Below are 17,093 nucleotides of genomic sequence, written 5' to 3'. Positions count from 1 at the left end.
GTACCGCCGACTAAGTCGCTCCTAAATTGAATATGCTGTTAGCGAAGCCTACATTTAGGCCTGAGCTACGAGTGCTCTCGCAGCAGGCGTTCCCCACGCGTGGATTTCATGCCAGCGCCGCTGTGTTGCAGGGAGGTTTATCAGTGCCGACAAAACCAGCTGGCACCTTGTACCGCGGCCGTGAAGGCATGTGGTCCTGGGTAGGACACCGTATTACCGGTGTAGTGATCTTTTTCTTCTTGTTGGTCCATGTACTGGATACCTCATTGGTACGGGTTTCCCCCGAGGCGTACACCGCCGTCATTGGTGCCTACAAGAATCCCCTGATGGCCCTGGGCGAAACCGGACTGGTCGCCGCCATCGTTTTCCACGCGTTCAACGGCCTGCGCATCATCGCCGTCGACTTCTGGAAGCAGGGCGCCAAGTACCAGCGCCAGATGCTCTGGGTAGTGCTCGGCCTCTGGCTGGTCACCATCGCGGCATTCTCCATCCGCCACCTGTCCCTCGCCCTCGGAGGTCACTAAGCCATGACTGCAACGATCGAGAGCCCGCGAAGCGGACGGATCGCCCCGCGGTATCGCCGTACCGGCGGCAGCCGAGGCAATTTCGAAATGGTCGCATGGCTCTTCATGCGCCTCTCCGGCGTGGTGTTGGTGGTGCTGATCTTCGGGCACCTGTTCGTCAACCTCCTGGTAGGCGAAGGCATCCACGCCATCGACTTCGGTTTCGTGGCCGGCAAGTGGGCTGACCCCTTCTGGCAGTTCTGGGACCTGGCCATGCTCTGGCTGGCCATGCTGCACGGCACCAATGGCGTGCGCACCATCATCAACGACTACGCCGAGAAGGACTCCACCCGGCGTTGGCTGAAAACGGTGCTGTACTCGGCAACTGTCGTCATCATCGTCCTGGGCACCCTGGTGATCTTCACCTTCGACCCGTGCCCCGTCGTCGACGGCGTACAGCTGCCGGGCGGATTCTGCCCTGCCTAACCCCGAGTATTTCCAGGGCCCACGCGGCCCATGGTGCAGGGCAGGCAACGCCGCCCTGTTGTTTGAAGTGAATTTTGAGAGAAAGAGCGTCTGGTATGCAGGTCCATAAGTACGACGTCGTCATCGTCGGTGCCGGTGGCGCTGGCATGCGCGCAGCGATCGAATCCGGTCAGCGGGCACGCACAGCAGTGCTGACCAAGCTCTACCCCACCCGTTCACACACGGGCGCGGCCCAGGGCGGCATGTGTGCGGCCCTCGCCAACGTCGAAGAAGACAACTGGGAATGGCACACCTTCGACACCGTCAAGGGCGGCGACTACCTGGTAGACCAGGACGCCGCGGAGGTCATGGCGAAAGAAGCCATCGACGCCGTGCTGGACCTGGAGAAGATGGGCCTGCCGTTCAACCGCACGCCCGAGGGCCGCATTGACCAGCGCCGCTTCGGCGGCCACACCCGTGACCACGGCAAGGCCCCCGTCCGCCGCGCCTGCTACGCAGCCGACCGCACCGGCCACATGATCCTCCAGACGCTCTACCAAAACTGCGTCAAGCACAACGTGGAGTTCTACAACGAGTACTACGTCCTTGACCTGCTGACGGTCGAAGAGGACGCAGTCCGCGCCGACGGCACCCCGTACAAGCAGAAGCGCGTTGCCGGCGTGGTCTCCTACGACCTCGCCACCGGCGAACTGCACGTCTTCCAGGCCAAGTCCGTGGTGTTCGCCTCCGGCGGCGCCGGCAAGGTCTTCAAGACCACGTCCAACGCCCACACCCTGACCGGTGACGGCATGGGCATCGCGTTCCGCCGCGGTATCCCCCTCGAGGACATGGAGTTCTTCCAGTTCCACCCGACAGGCCTTGCCGGCTTGGGGATCCTGCTCTCCGAAGCTGCCCGCGGTGAGGGCGCTATCCTGCGTAACTCCGAGGGCGAACGCTTCATGGAGCGCTACGCCCCCACCATCAAGGACCTCGCGCCGCGTGACATCGTGGCCCGCTCCATGGCCAATGAAGTGCGTGAAGGCCGCGGTTGTGGTCCAAACAAGGATTATGTCCTCTTGGACCTGACCCACCTGGAGCCGGCGCACATTGACGCCAAGCTCCCGGACATCACCGAGTTTGCCCGCACCTACCTCGGGGTGGAGCCCTACACCGAGCCGGTGCCCGTGTTCCCCACGGCGCACTACGCCATGGGCGGCATCCCCACGAACATCGTCTCCGAGGTTTTGCAGGACAACGACACCGTCATTCCCGGCCTGTTTGCCGCCGGGGAGGTGGCCTGCGTTTCCGTGCACGGTTCCAACCGTTTGGGCACCAACTCGCTGCTGGACATCAACGTGTTCGGTAAGCGCGCCGGCATCGCTGCGGCCGAGTACTCCAAGACGGCCGACTACGTTGAGCTGCCGGAGAATGCCGAAGCGTTCACCATCGAACTGCTGGACGTTGCCCGCAACGGCACCGGCACCGAAAAGGTGGCGTTGATCCGCAAGGATCTGCAGGACACCATGGACGCCAACATGCAGGTGTTCCGGACCGCCGACACCCTGAACCAGGTGCTCTCCGATATCGAGTCCTTCGAGGCCCGCTACAAGAACATCACCGTCCAGGACAAGGGCAAGCGCTTTAACCTTGACCTCCTTGAGGCAGTGGAGCTGGGCTTCCTGCTGGAACTGGCCAAGGTCATGACCGTGGCCGCGCTGCACCGTGAAGAATCCCGCGGCGGCCACTTCCGCGAAGACTTCCCGGACCGCAACGACGAGAAATTCATGAAGCACTCCATGGCGTACAAGGACGATCACGCCCCGGCGGACGGGTCTGCGGAAGCCATTGCCGGTATCCGCCTGGCCACCAAGCCGGTTGTCTTTACCCGCTACGAGCCGATGGTGAGGAAGTACTAAAATGACCGCCGAACTTGCCGAGCCAGCCTCGAAAGTTGAACTGCCAGCCCACATCGGAGGCGGCGGGGAAATCCCGTCCTTCGACGTGACCATGCGCGTGCGCCGTTACAACCCCGAGGTTTCGGAAGAAGCCACCTGGGTAGACTTCCAGGTCACCATGTACGGCACCGACCGCGTGCTGGATGCCCTGCACAAGATCAAGTGGGAGACGGACGGCAGCCTGTCCTTCCGTCGGTCCTGCGCCCACGGTGTTTGTGGTTCCGATGCCATGCGCATCAACGGCCGCAACCGCCTGGCCTGCAAGACCCTACTGAAGGACTTGGACACCACCAAGCCGATCACCGTGGAACCCATCAAGGGCCTTCCGGTTGAGAAGGACCTGATCGTGGACATGGAGCCGTTCTTCCAGTCCTTCCGCGAGGTCATGCCGTTCCTCATCAACAAGGGTCACGAGCCCACCAAGGAACGCCTGCAGTCCGCCGAGGACCGTGAGCGTTTCGATGACACCACCAAGTGCATCCTCTGCGCCGCGTGCACGTCCTCGTGCCCGGTGTTCTGGACGGATGGCCAGTACTTCGGTCCGGCCGCAATCGTCAACGCGCACCGCTTCATCTTCGATTCCCGCGATGACGCCGGGGACATGCGCCTGGAAATCCTCAATGACAAGGAAGGCGTGTGGCGCTGCCGCACCACCTTCAACTGCTCCGAAGCATGCCCCCGTGGCATCCAGGTCACGCAGGCCATCGCCGAGGTCAAGCAGGCCATTCTCTCCCGCAAGATCTAGTTTCCGTTTTCCGCGTACGACGGCGTCACACCCGTTCCTGCGGCTCCCCCGCCTTCTGTGCGGGGAGCCGCGGTGACGGTCCCCGCACAGGGGTGTGGCGCCGTCGTTCGTTTTAACACCCCTCAGTTAAGTCGAAAGGCGACACCGTGTCCCACTCCGAGAAGGTGACCTTCACCGGGTCCACAGGCGAGATCCTCTCCGGCATCATTGACAGCCCCGAGGGTGCCATCAAGGGGTGGGGCGTGTTTTCGCACGGCTTCACCCTCGGCAAGGACAGCCCCGCTGCGTCGCGGATCTGTAAGGCGCTTGCCGACTCCGGCGTGGGCATGTTGCGCTTCGACAACCTCGGCCTCGGCGAATCAGCTGGTGAATGGTCGGCCGGATCGTTCAGCCACAAGGTCGCCGATACCGTCATGGCCGCCGCCTACATGCGCAGCGTCGGCAAGGAGATCTCGCTCCTGGTGGGCCACTCGTTCGGCGGCGCGGCCGTCCTGGCGGCAGCCAAGGACATTCCCGAACTCGACGCCGTGGCCACCGTGGCTGCGCCGTTCTCGCCCCGGCATGTGGCCCACGTCTACGACGCTGCGTTGGACAAGATCCTCTCCGAAGGCAGTGCCGAGGTGACCCTGGGCGGCAAGCGCCGCGAGATCCGCAAGCACTTCGTGGAGGACCTCGAAAACGCGGACCTCACCGACTGCATCCGCAAGCTGCACCGACCGCTGATGGTCCTGCACTCCCCCACCGACAACACCGTGGGCATCGACAATGCCAGCACCATCTTCCAGACGGCCCGGCACCCGCGGAACTTCGTGTCCTTGGAGGGCAGCGACCACCTGCTGACCGGCAAGGGTCAGGCGGCCCGTGCCGCCCGGATCATCGCTGCGTGGGCCGACCAATACCTCGACGCCTGATCCTGCCCGCACCAGCGGGCGGCACCTTGCCGGGCTGGACCTGACGCGCGCCCCAGGCCGCTTTTTCCGAGCCGGCTGCTGCCGCCAGGTCCGCTTCGCGGATCACGGTCCAGGAGCCTGCCAGCAGGTACACCTGGCTGACCAGGTTGAACCAGATCAGCAGCCCAATGATGATGGCGAAGGGCGCCAACAGCGGGTTCCGGCCAGCACTGGCGAGCAGTTCGGTAGAGAAGAACTGCAGGACGGTGGTGCCCACGGCTGCGATGATGGTGCCTTCCAGCAGGGTGCGCCGGGACAGCTCAAGCTTTGCCGCCAGCCGGAACATGATCAAGGCAGTGGCCCAGCCCAGAATGAGCGGGATGGCGATCTTGACCAGCCAGGAGAGCGGCGTGGCGATGGCGGCGTCCAGGTGCAGGGTGTCGGCAATCCAGCCGGCGGCGGTCCCAAAGATCAGCGAGGCCCCCGAGCTGAGGACCAGGGCCACGCCCAGAAGGACCAGGGCGCCGGCGTCGCGCAGTTTGAGGAGAAACACCGGGACGGTAAGCGGCGGCAACTCATGGACGCCACGTAGGCCTTCCCTGACGCCGTTGATCCAGTTCAGGGCCGTGACAATCGTGATCACGGCTGCAATCACGGCAGTCCAACCGAGGCCACTGGGGTTCAGCAGCTTCTGCGGATCCACCAACCCCTCACTGCCGTTGACGATCAGCAGGCCCGGCGCGCTCTGCGCCACACTGCTGACCACCGTGTTGAGGAGTTCCGGCTGGCCTCGGAGGACCAAGCCCGCAATCGAAAATCCGGTGGCCAAGAGGCCGGTGATGGAAAAAAACATCACGAAACCAATTCCCGCGGCCATCAACGGTCCGTGCTGGCGGCCGTACTGCTGGAACGCGCGCATCGGTAGAAAGGCGTTCAGCTTGGCCAGGAACAGCATCAGCTGGGCCATGAGGACTGCGAACGGGCCATTCTCAGCCCTGCGTGCTTTGCTCACATCGACCTGTTTACGGCTTACTTCCAGCCGCAACCCGGCACGATCAGTGGGCAGCGGCGGTGTCTCCGTCTGCGTCGGTGCTGGCATCCGCGTACCGGGTGCCGCCGTCGTCGTCTGTTTGGGTCCCAAAGTCCAGCTCTTCCCGTAGCTGCCAGATGCCGTCAGCACCGTGCTCGTAAAGTCCCATGCTAGCGACTGGGAAGCTTGCTTTGTAATTTTTGAGTACCGTTTCGGCCTCATCGAGGCTTTCGGGCGCCACATCATGGGCGATGGTGACGTGCGGGTGGTAGGCGAACGGCAGATCCCGATGCAACGGGCCCTGCTGCAGCTTCGCGTGCAGGTCCACGCAATGCTCGAAGCCGTCCTCCACGTTGATGAAAACCACCGGCGAGACCGGCCGGAACGTCCCAGTACCGGAGATGGTGATCCGGAACGGCTGCTGCGACTGTGCGATCCGGCGAACATGCGCCAAGGTGGCCTGCCAATCGGCAGTAGGCGTGGTGGTGACCAGCGTGATGTGGGCCGGCACCACGTCCGCCAGCGGATCGCCAAACGAAGCACGCCAACGCTGGAGCTCCTCCGCTACCTCCGGGGGAAAGCCCAGGATGACGCCAACGCTGACGTCATCAGGGCGGGCCTTGGCCACTTCGGCTTCCGCTGCCATGGTGCTAGCGGACTCCGGCGGGGCTCAAGGACGGCAGAAAGCCCATCCGGTCGTAGACCTTGGCCAGCGTGGCCGAGGCGATGTCCCGGGCCCTGCCGGCGCCAATGGCCAGCAGCCGGTCCAGTTCGGCGGGATCGGCCATGAGTTCGTTGGTGCGGTCGCGGAGCGGCGTCACGAAATCCACCACCACCTCTGCCAAGTCCACCTTGAGGTGGCCGTACATCTTGCCCGCATAGTCGGATTCGAGTTCGGCGATGCTCTTGCCGGTGAGGGACGAGAAAATGGTGAGCAGGTTCGAGACGCCCGGCTTCTCCGCCGGGTCGAAGCGGATCTCCGTGCCGGCGTCGGTCACTGCGGACTTGATGCGCTTCGCTGCGATCTTTGGATCCTCAAGCAGCTGGATGGCCCCGTTGGGCGACTCGCCCGTTTTGGACATCTTGGCGCTGGGATTCTGCAGATCGTAGATCTTGGCGCTTTCCTTGACGATCGTTGCCTCCGGGACCGTGAAGGTCTCGCCGAAGCGCGTGTTGAAGCGCTGCGCCAGGTTGCGCGTCAATTCCAGGTGCTGGCGCTGGTCCTCCCCCACAGGTACCAGGTCCGACTGGTAGAGCAGGATGTCCGCAGCCATCAGCGTGGGGTACGCGAACAGGCCCAAGGTGGCTGAATCAGCACCCGACTTCTGGGTCTTGTCCTTGAACTGGGTCATCCGGGAGGCCTCACCAAACCCAGTGATGCAGTTAAGCGCCCATGCCAGCTGCGCATGCTCGGGAACGTGGGACTGGACAAAGAAGATGCTCTTGTCCGGGTCGATACCGGCTGCGATGTACTGGGCGGCAACGATCCGGGTCCGCTTGGCCAGGTCCGCGGGATCAAAGTCCACCGTCACGGCATGCAGGTCAGGGATGAAGAACACCGCATCGTACTGGGCCTGCATGTCCACCCAGTTGCGGACAGCGCCAATGTAGTTCCCCAGGTGCAGGGAATCAGCAGTGGGCTTGGCGCCGGAGAGTATGCGCTTTTTGACGGCCGGGAGTGGCTGGGTAGTCATGGGAGAAACTTTCAGGGCTTAGAGCTGGTAGTCCACTACCAGCGGTGCATGGTCAGAGAAGCGCGTGTCCCACGAGGGCGCGCGGTCCACCACTGCCGAAACGGCGGCGGCGGCCAGCGCGGGTGTCGCGAGATGGTAGTCGATCCGCCAACCGGTGTCGTTGTCGAACGCCTTGCCCCGCTGCGACCACCAGGTGTACGGACCATCGACCTGACCGGCCAGGTTGCGGTGCACGTCCTGCCAGCCGATCTCCTCGCCCATGAAGTTGTCGAAGTAGACGCGCTCCGCCGGGAGGAAGCCAGCCTTCTTGACGTTGGCTTTGGCGTTGCGGATGTCCAGGGGCGTGTGCGCCACATTGAGGTCACCCACCACCAGGGCATGATCGCTGTGCTTGGCAAGTTCCGGCAGCCGCGTGCTCATGACGTCCAGGAAACGGAACTTGTCATCCTGCTTGGGCGTACCCACTTCGCCGGAATGGACGTAGGCGCTCGCCACGGTCAGTTGGACCGGGTTGCCGGCCCCGTTGAGAAGGCGGAAATCGGCCTCAACCCAGCGTCCCGCCGTCGCGAAATACTCGTCGCCGATGCCCACGCGGGTGGCCAGCGGTTCCTGCCTGGCGGCGATGGCTACGCCAGCGCGGCCTTTAGCCTCGGCTTCGGCGTGCAGGACAAACCAGCCCTCGCCCAGGAGCTGGTGGACGATTGCGTCGGGTGCGCGCACTTCCTGCAGGCAGAGGATGTCAACGTCGCGGGGCTCCAGCCAGGCTGCCATCCCGTTCTTGTAGGCGGCGCGCAGGCCGTTGACGTTGACGGATGCGATACGAAGGTGGTCCTTTTTCAATGCCGAGCTCACCCGCTCCACTCTAGTCGACGATGGTTCCGCTGACCGGTTCGGACGAACCGCCGCTGGACTTGATCATGTCGCGGGCGTTGGTGGCAGTAATCTCGATGGTTTCGAGGGCGCGGTGGATGGTGTCCTGGTTGGCGGCCGCACCCTTGGCGCGCTCCTCCTCCACCACGCGGACCTGCACCTGGACGATCTTGAAGGAGTGGTCCAGCTTCAGGTCCCGAACCTCGTCAGCCTCATTGCGCTCGGAGACAACTCTGGTGCCGCCATGGTTCGCTTCGGTAGGCGAAGGGGCCCGCCCAGCTGCTGCGTTGAACGCATTCTGCGCCTCGGTGAGCTTGGCGCCGGCCTTCTTGGCGGCGCGCTGAATACTGAAGACCACAAAGGTGGCAAGCAGCAACCAGAACAGCGCGATGATGGCCACGATCCACCCCACCACATCGTTTTGGTTGGCAGCGAAAATCACTGCCACCAAGAACGCGACGATGAAGACGATCATCCCCGGCCCGCTGATACGGACCATGGAGAAACCGGGTTTGGCGGATGGCTTGGGGCTGCCCACAGATTGCATAGAGCTATTATCTCAAACGCGGCGGGGTGGTTGGGCCGCTTCCACCCGCGGCGAACACTGCGCAGGGAAGCGGCCCAACTGGGTAGCGCTAACTGCACTTTTGAGGGGTCAAAACTGCAGTTAGCGCTACCTACGTGAGTGCGGCTAGGCGATTCCGGCCTGGCGTTCCGCCGCCTCAACCACATTGGTCATCAGCAGCGCCACCGTCATGGGGCCCACACCGCCAGGATTCGGGGAGATCCAGCCAGCCACGTCGGCCGCGGCAGGCTCGAAGTCGCCGTACACCTTGCTCTTGCCCGTTTGGGGATCCACTTCGCGGGTAACACCAACGTCCAGCAGGGCGGCGCCCGGTTTCACGTCAGCAGCCTTGACGATGTGCTTGACCCCGGCGGCTCCCACAATAACGTCAGCCTGTTTGAGGAGCTCCGACATGTTGGTAGTGCCAGTGTGTGTCAAGGTCACCGTGGCATTGATCTCGCGGCGGGTCAGCAGCAGCCCAATGGATCGGCCAATGGTGACGCCGCGGCCAACCACCACCACGTGCTTGCCGGAAAGGCTGTACCCGTTGCGCTCCAACAGTTCAATGACGCCTCGAGGCGTGCAGGGCAGCGGCGAGGTGATCTCACCGTTAACGTTCAATACCAGCCGGCCAAGGTTGGTGGGATGCAGGCCGTCAGCGTCCTTGGCAGGATCGATGCGCTCCAGGATGGCGTCTGTGTCCAGATGCTTCGGCAGGGGCAACTGGACAATGAAGCCATGGCAGTCGGGGTCTGCATTGAGATCGTCAATCAGCGCTTCGACCTGCTCTTGGGTGGCATCGGCCGGCAGTTCGCGCTGGATCGAATTCATTCCGATCGCCACAGATTGTTTGTGCTTCATGGACACGTACAGCTGGGAGGCGGGGTCCGCGCCCACCAACACCGTGGCGATACCAGGCGTGATACCGCGGTCCCTCAGCGCCGCAACGCGTTCCTGCAGCTCGGACTTAATAGCGGCAGAGGTTGCCCTGCCGTCCAGGACCTTTGCTGTCTGGGTTGTTTCAGTCATGGGTTACCACTGCTCGTGCTGCGGGTACAGCGGGAAGTCGGCGGCAAGCTTGTCCACGCGGGACTGCAAGGCCTCGACGTCGGTGGCCGAGCCAGTCTTCAGCGCAGTGGCGATGATTTCGGCTACTTCGGTGAATTCCTCGGCTCCGAAACCACGGGTTGCCAGCGCAGGGGTACCAATCCGAAGCCCGGAAGTGACCATCGGCGGACGCGGATCGAATGGAACAGCGTTCCGGTTTACCGTGATGCCTACCGAGTGCAGGAGATCCTCAGCCTGCTGGCCGTCCAGCTGAGAGTTGCGCAGGTCAACGAGGACCAGGTGGACATCGGTGCCACCGGTCAGGACCGAGACGCCCGCCTGGGCCAGGTCTGCCTGGTTCAGCCGGTCAGCAATAATCTTGGCACCCTCAAGGACGCGTTCCTGGCGTTCCTTGAACTCAGCAGTGCCGGCAATCTTGAAGGCTACGGCCTTGGCGGCGATCACATGCATCAAAGGACCACCCTGCTGACCGGGGAAGACGTTGGAATTGAGCTTCTTGGCCCACTCCTGCTTGGCCAGGATCACACCCGACCGAGGACCAGCCAGGGTCTTGTGCACCGTGGAGGTCACGACGTCGGAGTACGGCACCGGGCTCGGGTGCAGTCCTGCTGCCACCAGGCCGGCAAAGTGTGCCATATCGGTCCAGAGCAGGGCACCCACTTCGTCCGCGATGGAGCGGAAGGCTGCAAAGTCGAGCTGGCGCGGGTAGGCGGACCAGCCAGCGATGATGACTTGGGGCTTCTCGGCGATGGCCTGCTCCCGCAGCTTGTCCATGTCCACCCGGAAGGAGTCTTCCTCGACCTGGTAGGCAGCCACGTTGTACAGCTTGCCGGAGAAGTTCAATTTCATGCCGTGGGTCAGGTGGCCACCGTGAGCCAGGGAAAGGCCCAGGATCTTGTCGCCCGGGGTGATCATGGCGGAAAGGGCTGCAGCATTGGCTTGAGCGCCGGAGTGCGGCTGAACGTTAGCGAACTCGGCGCCGAACAGGGCCTTGACCCTGTCGATGGCCAGTTGTTCTGCGACGTCCACATATTCGCAGCCGCCATAGTAGCGGCGGCCCGGGTAGCCCTCAGCGTATTTGTTGGTCAGGACCGACCCCTGGGCTTCCATGACGGCGCGGGGGGCGAAGTTTTCTGAGGCGATCATTTCCAGGGTGCCGCGCTGGCGGCCAAGCTCCTGGTTGAGGACTGCAGCGATTTCGGGGTCAAGCTCAGCCAGCGATTGGTTGCTGACGGCGGCGGTTGCTGATGCGGAAGTGGTCACAAGGAACTCCTGGCTCGGAATGCGGGCACTACTAAGGTCAGGCTACCGGCTGGCATGCCGCCACAACACGTTCCATGACGTACAGCACTGGCCTACATTCCCTCGGGAAATCAGGTGCCGGTAAAACGTGACCCTCGGCCCAGGCGGACGATCCGTGGTCTTCGTGATTGCCACTCCCTGGTGGTTAACCACCCAACGCCAGTTGCGACCTTCCAAGGGTACCAAAGCAGCAGCACCGTCCGCGGGTACTCTAGGACGCGTGAGTCATGAGCAGCTGAACCAAACGTATATTGTCACCCTGTCCTGCCCGGACCGTCCCGGGATCGTGCACGCCGTTGCTGGCGCGCTCCTTGTGGCAGGCTGCAACATTGCCGATTCGCAGCAGTATGGCAGCCCAGCAACCGGCACGTTCTTCATGCGGGTGGAGGTGAGCACTGGTGCAGCGCAGGCCGACCTGCGTGCCGCCCTGCAGCCGGTCGCCGAGGCCTTCAGCATGCGCTGGAGCCTGAACGCTGCAGGCCGCAAAGTCCGCACCCTGATCCTGGCCAGCACCTCCGCACACTGCCTCAACGACCTGCTCTTCCAGCAGCGCAGCGGAACCCTTCCCATCGACATTCCGGCCATTGTGTCCAACCACCAGGACCTTGCCGGACTCGCCGAGTTCTACGGGATTCCGTTCCACCACATCCCCGTAGCCAAAGACACCAAAGCCCAGGCCGAGGATAAACTCCGGGCCATCATGGCTGAACACGATGTGGAGCTGACGGTCTTGGCCAGGTACATGCAGATCCTTTCGGACGAACTGTGCACCGACCTGGCAGGGCAGGCCATCAACATCCACCACTCGTTCCTGCCCTCTTTCAAGGGCGCGAAACCTTACCACCAGGCGCACGCACGCGGCGTGAAGCTCATCGGCGCCACCGCCCACTACGTCACGGCGGCCCTGGATGAGGGCCCCATCATCGAGCAAGAGGTCATCCGGGTGGATCATGCCCGTACGCCTGAGCAGTTCGTCCAGATGGGCCGGGACGTTGAAGGCCGCACCCTGGTTCAGGCAGTGCAGTGGCATGCGGAGCACAGGGTCCTCCTGGACGGCAACCGTACGGTGGTCTTCAACTGACTCGCAGTTGTTGTCGTTCTGAGCCCTCAAAACGACAACAACTGCGAGTCAGTTGGGTGGGGGCGCGCAGGTGTCGCTTAGGGTGAACCCATGGCTCCCCTCTACCCCTTTGGCGGCGTGTCTCCCGCCGTCCACGACTCAGCGTTCGTTGCCCCCACGGCCTCGATCATCGGCAATGCCACCTTGGCCCAGGACTCCAGTGCCTTCTACGGCGTGAGCGTCCGGGCAGATACCGCCGCCATCTCCGTCGGCACCGGCAGCAACCTGCAGGACAACGTTGTCCTGCACGCCGATCCCGACTTCCCCTGCACCGTGGGCGATCGCGTCTCAGTGGGACACGCCGCCGTCGTCCATGGCTGCACGGTGGAGGACGACTGCCTGATCGGGATGAGCGCCACCATCCTCAACGGTGCCGTGATCGGCGCCGGGTCGCTCGTTGCAGCTGGCGCAGTGGTCCTCGAGGGCACCATCATCCCGCCACGGTCCCTGGTAGCCGGCGTTCCCGCCAAGGTCAGGCGCGAGCTTTCCGACGAGGAGTTCGCAGCTGTCCAACAAAACGCAGCGCACTACCTGGACTTGGCCGCAGCGCACCGTGACATGCACCTGCGTTAACTTCTTGACTACAAGAGTGAGAATAAGGCAATCTTCTTAGCATGTCCGCAACCGCGCGCTCAACCAGGGCCAAACCAAAGAATCCCGGCTCACAGTCCGCACTGCGGCAGCTGAACCAGCAGCGCCTCATGGAGTGCCTGCAGAGCGGACCGTCCACGCAGGCCGAACTGGCCCGCCAGACAGGACTTTCCACCGCCACGGTCTCCAACATCGTAAAAATCATGGTCACTGCAGGGCTGGCGTCCACGGAGCCGGTCACCAGCTCCGGCCGCCGCGCGCTGAACGTCCGCCTCATCAGCGACGGTGCAGTCGCCGTCGGCATCGATTTCGGCCGCCGGCACCTGCGCGTGGTTTTAACCTCCTTGAGTTATCACGTGGTGGCCGAGGAATCAGTGCAGCTGCCACTGGGCCATCAGGCCGAGGAAGGGATCCAGGCTGCCGTCACCCTGCTCGCGAAATTGCTGCGCGAAAGCGGTATCGAGCGCACCGCCGTAGTGGGTGCCGGAGTCGGAATTCCAGGACCCATCGACAGGCGAACCGGTACCGTGGCGCAGGGCGCCATCCTCCCCGAATGGGTGGGTATCAACATCCTGTCCCACCTCGAAGAGACGCTGAAAATCCCCGTCTTTGTTGACAACGACGCCAACCTTGGCGCATGGTCCGAGGTGACCTGGGGGCAACACACCGGGATCAGCAACCTGCTGTTCCTCAAGATCGGCTCGGGCATCGGCGCCGGTCTGATCCTCAACGGCGCACCCTTCTACGGCAACGTGGGAATCACCGGCGAAATCGGCCACGCCACCATCCACGAACAAGGGCTGGTGTGCCGTTGCGGGAACCGCGGCTGCCTCGAAACCATCGCCTCCACCACCACCATGATCGAGCTCCTTAGCCGAGGCGAAAATCGCCCGCTCACCCCCGCTGACATAGTCCAGAAGGCCTTGAGCCGCGATCCGGCAACCCTCCGTGTCGTCGACGACGCAGGCCTCTCCGTGGGCCGCGCACTGGGCAACGTTGCCAACCTCATCAATCCAGAAGTCATCGTGGTAGGCGGCCCCCTGGCCGGCCTCGGTGACATCCTGCTCGAGCCCATCCGCCGAGGCCTGACGCGGCATGCCGTGCCGGTCATCGGCGAGACCACCACCCTCACCATGTCTTCCCTGGGCGACCGCGCGGAAGCCCTGGGAGCAGCCGCCCTCGTGTTCCAAAATGCAGGTATCCGCCGAATGTAGACCATTTCGTTATCCGGTAATTGCGTTCAAGACTTGACGACAAGACCTGTGATCCAGTTTACTTTTGGATCAGACGGGTCAGCGTTTTGCTGACCGGACAACGAAGTCATGCATTGGAGGGTTAGGACAGATGACGTCCCAGACCACGGAGTTGGACCCTGTCATCCTGGAGATGCGTTCCATCACCAAGGAATTCCCAGGCGTCAAGGCACTCTCTGAAGTGAGCCTGCGCGTTCGGGCCGGCGAAGTCCACGCCATTTGCGGCGAGAACGGTGCCGGTAAATCCACCCTGATGAAGGTCCTCTCCGGCGTTTACCCCTACGGCTCATACGACGGCGACATCGTCTACCAGGCTGAGGTCCAGCAATTCCGCGACATCCGTGCCAGCGAACAGGCCGGCATCGTGATCATCCACCAGGAACTCGCACTCATTCCTGAGCTCTCCATCATGGAAAACATCTTCCTCGGCAACGAGCCCACCAAGCGGGGGGTCATCAACTGGGCAGAGGCCCGCCTCCGCTCCACCGAGCTGTTGGCCCGGGTTGGCCTCGCCGAAGACCCCGAAACACCTGTCAAGGAAATCGGCGTCGGCAAGCAGCAGCTCGTGGAAATCGCCAAGGCACTGAACAAGTCGGTCAAGATCTTGATCCTTGACGAGCCAACGGCCGCGCTGAACGAGTCCGACTCCCAGCACTTGCTGGACTTGATCCTGGGCCTCAAGGGCCGCGGCATCACCTCGATCATCATTTCGCACAAGCTCAACGAAATTGAGCAGATCGCCGACTCCATCACCATCATCCGTGATGGCAAGTCGATCGAGACCCTCGACGTCAAGGCCGACGGTGTTGACGAGGACCGAATCATCAAGGGCATGGTGGGCCGCACCTTGGAATCCCGATTCCCGGATCACACCCCCAAGATCGGTGAAGTCTTCTTCGAGGTCAAGGACTGGACCGTGGCGCACCCCAACGTCCAGGACCGGATGGTGTGCAAGCACTCCAACTTCTTCGTACGACGGGGCGAGATTGTGGGATTCGCCGGGCTCATGGGAGCCGGCCGCACCGAGCTTGCGCGGTCCATTTTTGGCAGGTCCTACGGCCGGTTCATCGATGGCCAGATCTACAAGGATGGCAAACCGGTGACCCTCAAATCCGTCCGGCAGGCCATTGACGCCGGTCTGGGCTACGTCACCGAAGACCGAAAGTCACTGGGTCTGAACCTGCTGGATGACATCAAAACCACCACTGTCGCCGCCAACCTGCGCAAGATCAGCCACAACACCGTGGTGGACGCCAACCAAGAATTCACGGTGGCGGAGGAGTACCGAAAGTCACTGCGGACCAAAACGCCGTCGGTGGAGGAAGGCGTCGCCAAGCTCTCCGGTGGCAATCAGCAGAAAGTTGTGCTCGCCAAGTGGATGTTCACCGACCCGGACCTGCTGATTCTCGACGAACCCACCCGCGGGATCGACGTCGGCGCCAAGTATGAGATCTACGGCATCATCCAGCAGCTCGCCAACCAGGGCAAGGGAGTGATCGTCATTTCCTCGGAGCTCCCCGAGCTCCTGGGCCTGTCCGACCGCATCTACACCATCTTCGAAGGCGCCATTACCGGTGTCCTGGACAAGGACGAGGCCAGCCAGGAAAGCCTGATGAAACTGATGACCTCCGCCCGCAAAGCCGCTTAGGTCGCCCAGACCGCCCGACCGACTCACTTGCTGGATATCAACAATCCTTTCGGACCCCAAGGACAGACACCATGAACGCCCTCAAGAAGATGTTTGGCGGTAACACTCGCCAGTTCGGCATGATCTTCGCCCTCGTGGCGCTGATCGCCTTCTTCCAGATCGCCACGAGCGGCCGGACCCTGACGTCCGGCAACGTCATTAACCTTTTCAACGGCAACTCCTACATCCTCATCCTGGCCATCGGCATGGTCCTGGTGATCATCGCTGGGCACATCGACCTTTCCGTGGGCTCAGTCGCCGCGTTCGTGGGGGTCAGCGTTGCGTTAGCCATCCGGGACTGGGGCATACCCTGGTACCTCGGCGTGCTGTTTGGCCTGATCCTTGGCGCTCTGATCGGCGCCTGGCAGGGCTGGTGGACGGCTTATGTAGGTATTCCGGCGTTCATCGTCACGCTCGCTGGCATGCTGCTCTTCCGCGGCTTCAACCAGTTCGTGGGTAAGTCCAACACCATTCCCGTCCCCGCTGATTTCCAGTTCTTGGGCTCCGGCTACCTCCCTGAGGTAGGGCCCAACACGGGATTCAACAACCTCACCCTGTTGCTGGGCATCGCTGGCGCAGCGTTTGTGGTGGTAGGCGAACTCCGCTCCCGTTCCCGGGCCAAAGCCCTCGGCGCTGAAGTCCCCGAACTGTGGGTCACTGTCCTGAAGCTGGTCCTGATCTGCGGCGCCATCCTCTACGCCACCTACCTCTTCGCCACCGGCCGTCCCGGTACCTCATTCCCCATCCCCGGGCTGATCCTCGGTTTCCTGGTCCTGCTGTACGGATTCATTTCCTCCCGCACCATCCTGGGCCGCCACGTCTACGCCGTGGGTGGCAACCGGCACGCAGCTGAACTCTCCGGTGTGCAGTCCAAGAAGGTCAACTTCCTGGTAATGATGAACATGTCTATCCTGGCCGGCCTGGCTGGCATGATCTTCGTGGGCCGATCCACCGCTTCGGGGCCGTTCGACGGCGTGGGCTGGGAACTCGATGCGATCGCCGCCGTCTTCATCGGCGGCGCCGCAGTCACCGGCGGCGTGGGCACCGTGATCGGGTCCATCATCGGTGGTCTGGTCATGGCCGTACTCAACAACGGCCTCCAACTGCTCGGCATCGGCGCCGACCTCACCCAGATCATCAAGGGCCTGGTCCTCCTCATCGCCGTCGCATTCGACGTCTACAACAAGAGCCAGGGCAAGAAGTCCCTGATCGGCCTGATGCTGCGTAACTTCAACCGTTCCAGTGCAGGCCCCAGCAACCCCAACCAACCCGACGAGACCACCTCCACCAAGGAAGCAATCGCCAAGGAAGCTTGAGCGGTTCGGTTCGACCAGCGTTACACACCCTCAAAGAAA

At 62.9% G+C, this 17,093-nt stretch carries 17 protein-coding genes and 1 riboswitch; of the genes, 10 read left to right on the top strand and 7 right to left on the bottom strand.

What is annotated here, in order from left to right:
• Window positions 1-143 precede the first annotated feature (143 nt).
• The 5 genes from sdhC (at window position 144) to PSET11_RS09520 (ending at window position 4,579) form a co-directional block, all read left to right on the top strand.
• On the top strand, window positions 144-524 hold the full coding sequence (gene sdhC / locus PSET11_RS09540) for a succinate dehydrogenase, cytochrome b556 subunit (protein ID WP_124091872.1): 381 nt from the start codon (window positions 144-146) through the stop codon (window positions 522-524).
• Between the two features lie 3 nt (window positions 525-527).
• Window positions 528-989, top strand: coding sequence for a succinate dehydrogenase hydrophobic membrane anchor subunit (locus PSET11_RS09535; protein WP_124091871.1), 462 nt, complete (start codon window positions 528-530; stop codon window positions 987-989).
• A 95-nt stretch (window positions 990-1,084) separates the two neighbouring features.
• Window positions 1,085-2,884, top strand: coding sequence for a succinate dehydrogenase flavoprotein subunit (gene sdhA, locus PSET11_RS09530; protein ID WP_124091870.1), 1,800 nt, complete (start codon window positions 1,085-1,087; stop codon window positions 2,882-2,884).
• Window position 2,885: 1 nt separating this feature from the next.
• Window positions 2,886-3,668, top strand: coding sequence for a succinate dehydrogenase iron-sulfur subunit (locus tag PSET11_RS09525; protein ID WP_124091869.1), 783 nt, complete (start codon window positions 2,886-2,888; stop codon window positions 3,666-3,668).
• A 146-nt stretch (window positions 3,669-3,814) separates the two neighbouring features.
• Window positions 3,815-4,579 carry an alpha/beta hydrolase family protein gene (locus PSET11_RS09520; protein WP_124091868.1) on the top strand — a complete coding sequence of 255 codons (765 nt, stop codon included), beginning with the start codon at window positions 3,815-3,817 and terminating at the stop codon, window positions 4,577-4,579.
• Here the strand turns inward: PSET11_RS09520 and PSET11_RS09515 are convergent.
• The 7 genes from PSET11_RS09515 to glyA form a co-directional block, all read right to left on the bottom strand.
• Window positions 4,542-5,525 carry a YihY/virulence factor BrkB family protein gene (locus PSET11_RS09515; protein WP_238989101.1) on the bottom strand — a complete coding sequence of 328 codons (984 nt, stop codon included), beginning with the start codon at window positions 5,523-5,525 and terminating at the stop codon, window positions 4,542-4,544. The two genes, PSET11_RS09520 and PSET11_RS09515, sit on opposite strands and share 38 nt — an antisense overlap.
• Before the next feature lie 88 nt (window positions 5,526-5,613).
• Complete coding sequence (locus PSET11_RS09510; protein ID WP_124091866.1) at window positions 5,614-6,234, bottom strand: 2'-5' RNA ligase family protein; 621 nt, start codon at window positions 6,232-6,234, stop codon at window positions 5,614-5,616.
• 4 nt (window positions 6,235-6,238) lie between these two features.
• Entirely contained in the window at window positions 6,239-7,282 is a 1,044-nt protein-coding gene (gene trpS, locus PSET11_RS09505) for a tryptophan--tRNA ligase (RefSeq protein WP_124091865.1), read from the bottom strand.
• Between the two features lie 18 nt (window positions 7,283-7,300).
• Entirely contained in the window at window positions 7,301-8,134 is an 834-nt protein-coding gene (locus tag PSET11_RS09500; RefSeq protein ID WP_124091864.1) for an exodeoxyribonuclease III, read from the bottom strand.
• A gap of 10 nt (window positions 8,135-8,144) precedes the next feature.
• Window positions 8,145-8,699, bottom strand: coding sequence for a hypothetical protein (locus PSET11_RS09495; RefSeq protein ID WP_124091863.1), 555 nt, complete (start codon window positions 8,697-8,699; stop codon window positions 8,145-8,147).
• Window positions 8,700-8,843: 144 nt separating this feature from the next.
• The gene (locus tag PSET11_RS09490) at window positions 8,844-9,746 is read right to left on the bottom strand and encodes a bifunctional methylenetetrahydrofolate dehydrogenase/methenyltetrahydrofolate cyclohydrolase (protein WP_124091862.1); all 903 of its coding nucleotides are present in this window, start codon (window positions 9,744-9,746) and stop codon (window positions 8,844-8,846) included.
• Window positions 9,747-9,749: 3 nt separating this feature from the next.
• Window positions 9,750-11,048: a serine hydroxymethyltransferase gene (gene glyA, locus PSET11_RS09485; RefSeq protein ID WP_124091861.1), complete on the bottom strand. Its 1,299-nt coding sequence runs from the start codon at window positions 11,046-11,048 to the stop codon at window positions 9,750-9,752.
• A gap of 130 nt (window positions 11,049-11,178) precedes the next feature.
• A riboswitch (ZMP/ZTP riboswitch) is annotated at window positions 11,179-11,264 on the bottom strand.
• A gap of 43 nt (window positions 11,265-11,307) precedes the next feature.
• Here glyA and purU point away from each other — a divergent pair.
• From purU to mmsB, 5 genes are all read left to right on the top strand, one after another.
• The gene (gene purU, locus PSET11_RS09480; RefSeq protein WP_124091860.1) at window positions 11,308-12,168 is read left to right on the top strand and encodes a formyltetrahydrofolate deformylase; all 861 of its coding nucleotides are present in this window, start codon (window positions 11,308-11,310) and stop codon (window positions 12,166-12,168) included.
• A gap of 90 nt (window positions 12,169-12,258) precedes the next feature.
• On the top strand, window positions 12,259-12,780 hold the full coding sequence (locus tag PSET11_RS09475; RefSeq protein ID WP_124091859.1) for a gamma carbonic anhydrase family protein: 522 nt from the start codon (window positions 12,259-12,261) through the stop codon (window positions 12,778-12,780).
• A gap of 41 nt (window positions 12,781-12,821) precedes the next feature.
• Window positions 12,822-14,012 carry an ROK family transcriptional regulator gene (locus tag PSET11_RS09470; RefSeq protein WP_124091858.1) on the top strand — a complete coding sequence of 397 codons (1,191 nt, stop codon included), beginning with the start codon at window positions 12,822-12,824 and terminating at the stop codon, window positions 14,010-14,012.
• Between the two features lie 130 nt (window positions 14,013-14,142).
• The gene (mmsA, locus tag PSET11_RS09465; RefSeq protein ID WP_124091857.1) at window positions 14,143-15,699 is read left to right on the top strand and encodes a multiple monosaccharide ABC transporter ATP-binding protein; all 1,557 of its coding nucleotides are present in this window, start codon (window positions 14,143-14,145) and stop codon (window positions 15,697-15,699) included.
• A 71-nt stretch (window positions 15,700-15,770) separates the two neighbouring features.
• The gene (gene mmsB, locus PSET11_RS09460; RefSeq protein WP_124091856.1) at window positions 15,771-17,054 is read left to right on the top strand and encodes a multiple monosaccharide ABC transporter permease; all 1,284 of its coding nucleotides are present in this window, start codon (window positions 15,771-15,773) and stop codon (window positions 17,052-17,054) included.
• Window positions 17,055-17,093 lie beyond the last annotated feature (39 nt).

Source organism: Arthrobacter ulcerisalmonis (assembly GCF_900609065.1).
Taxonomy (GTDB): Bacteria; Actinomycetota; Actinomycetes; order Actinomycetales; family Micrococcaceae; genus Arthrobacter; species Arthrobacter ulcerisalmonis.
Note: the sequence above shows the minus strand (reverse complement) of the source record. Positions and strands in the feature narration are given on the sequence as shown.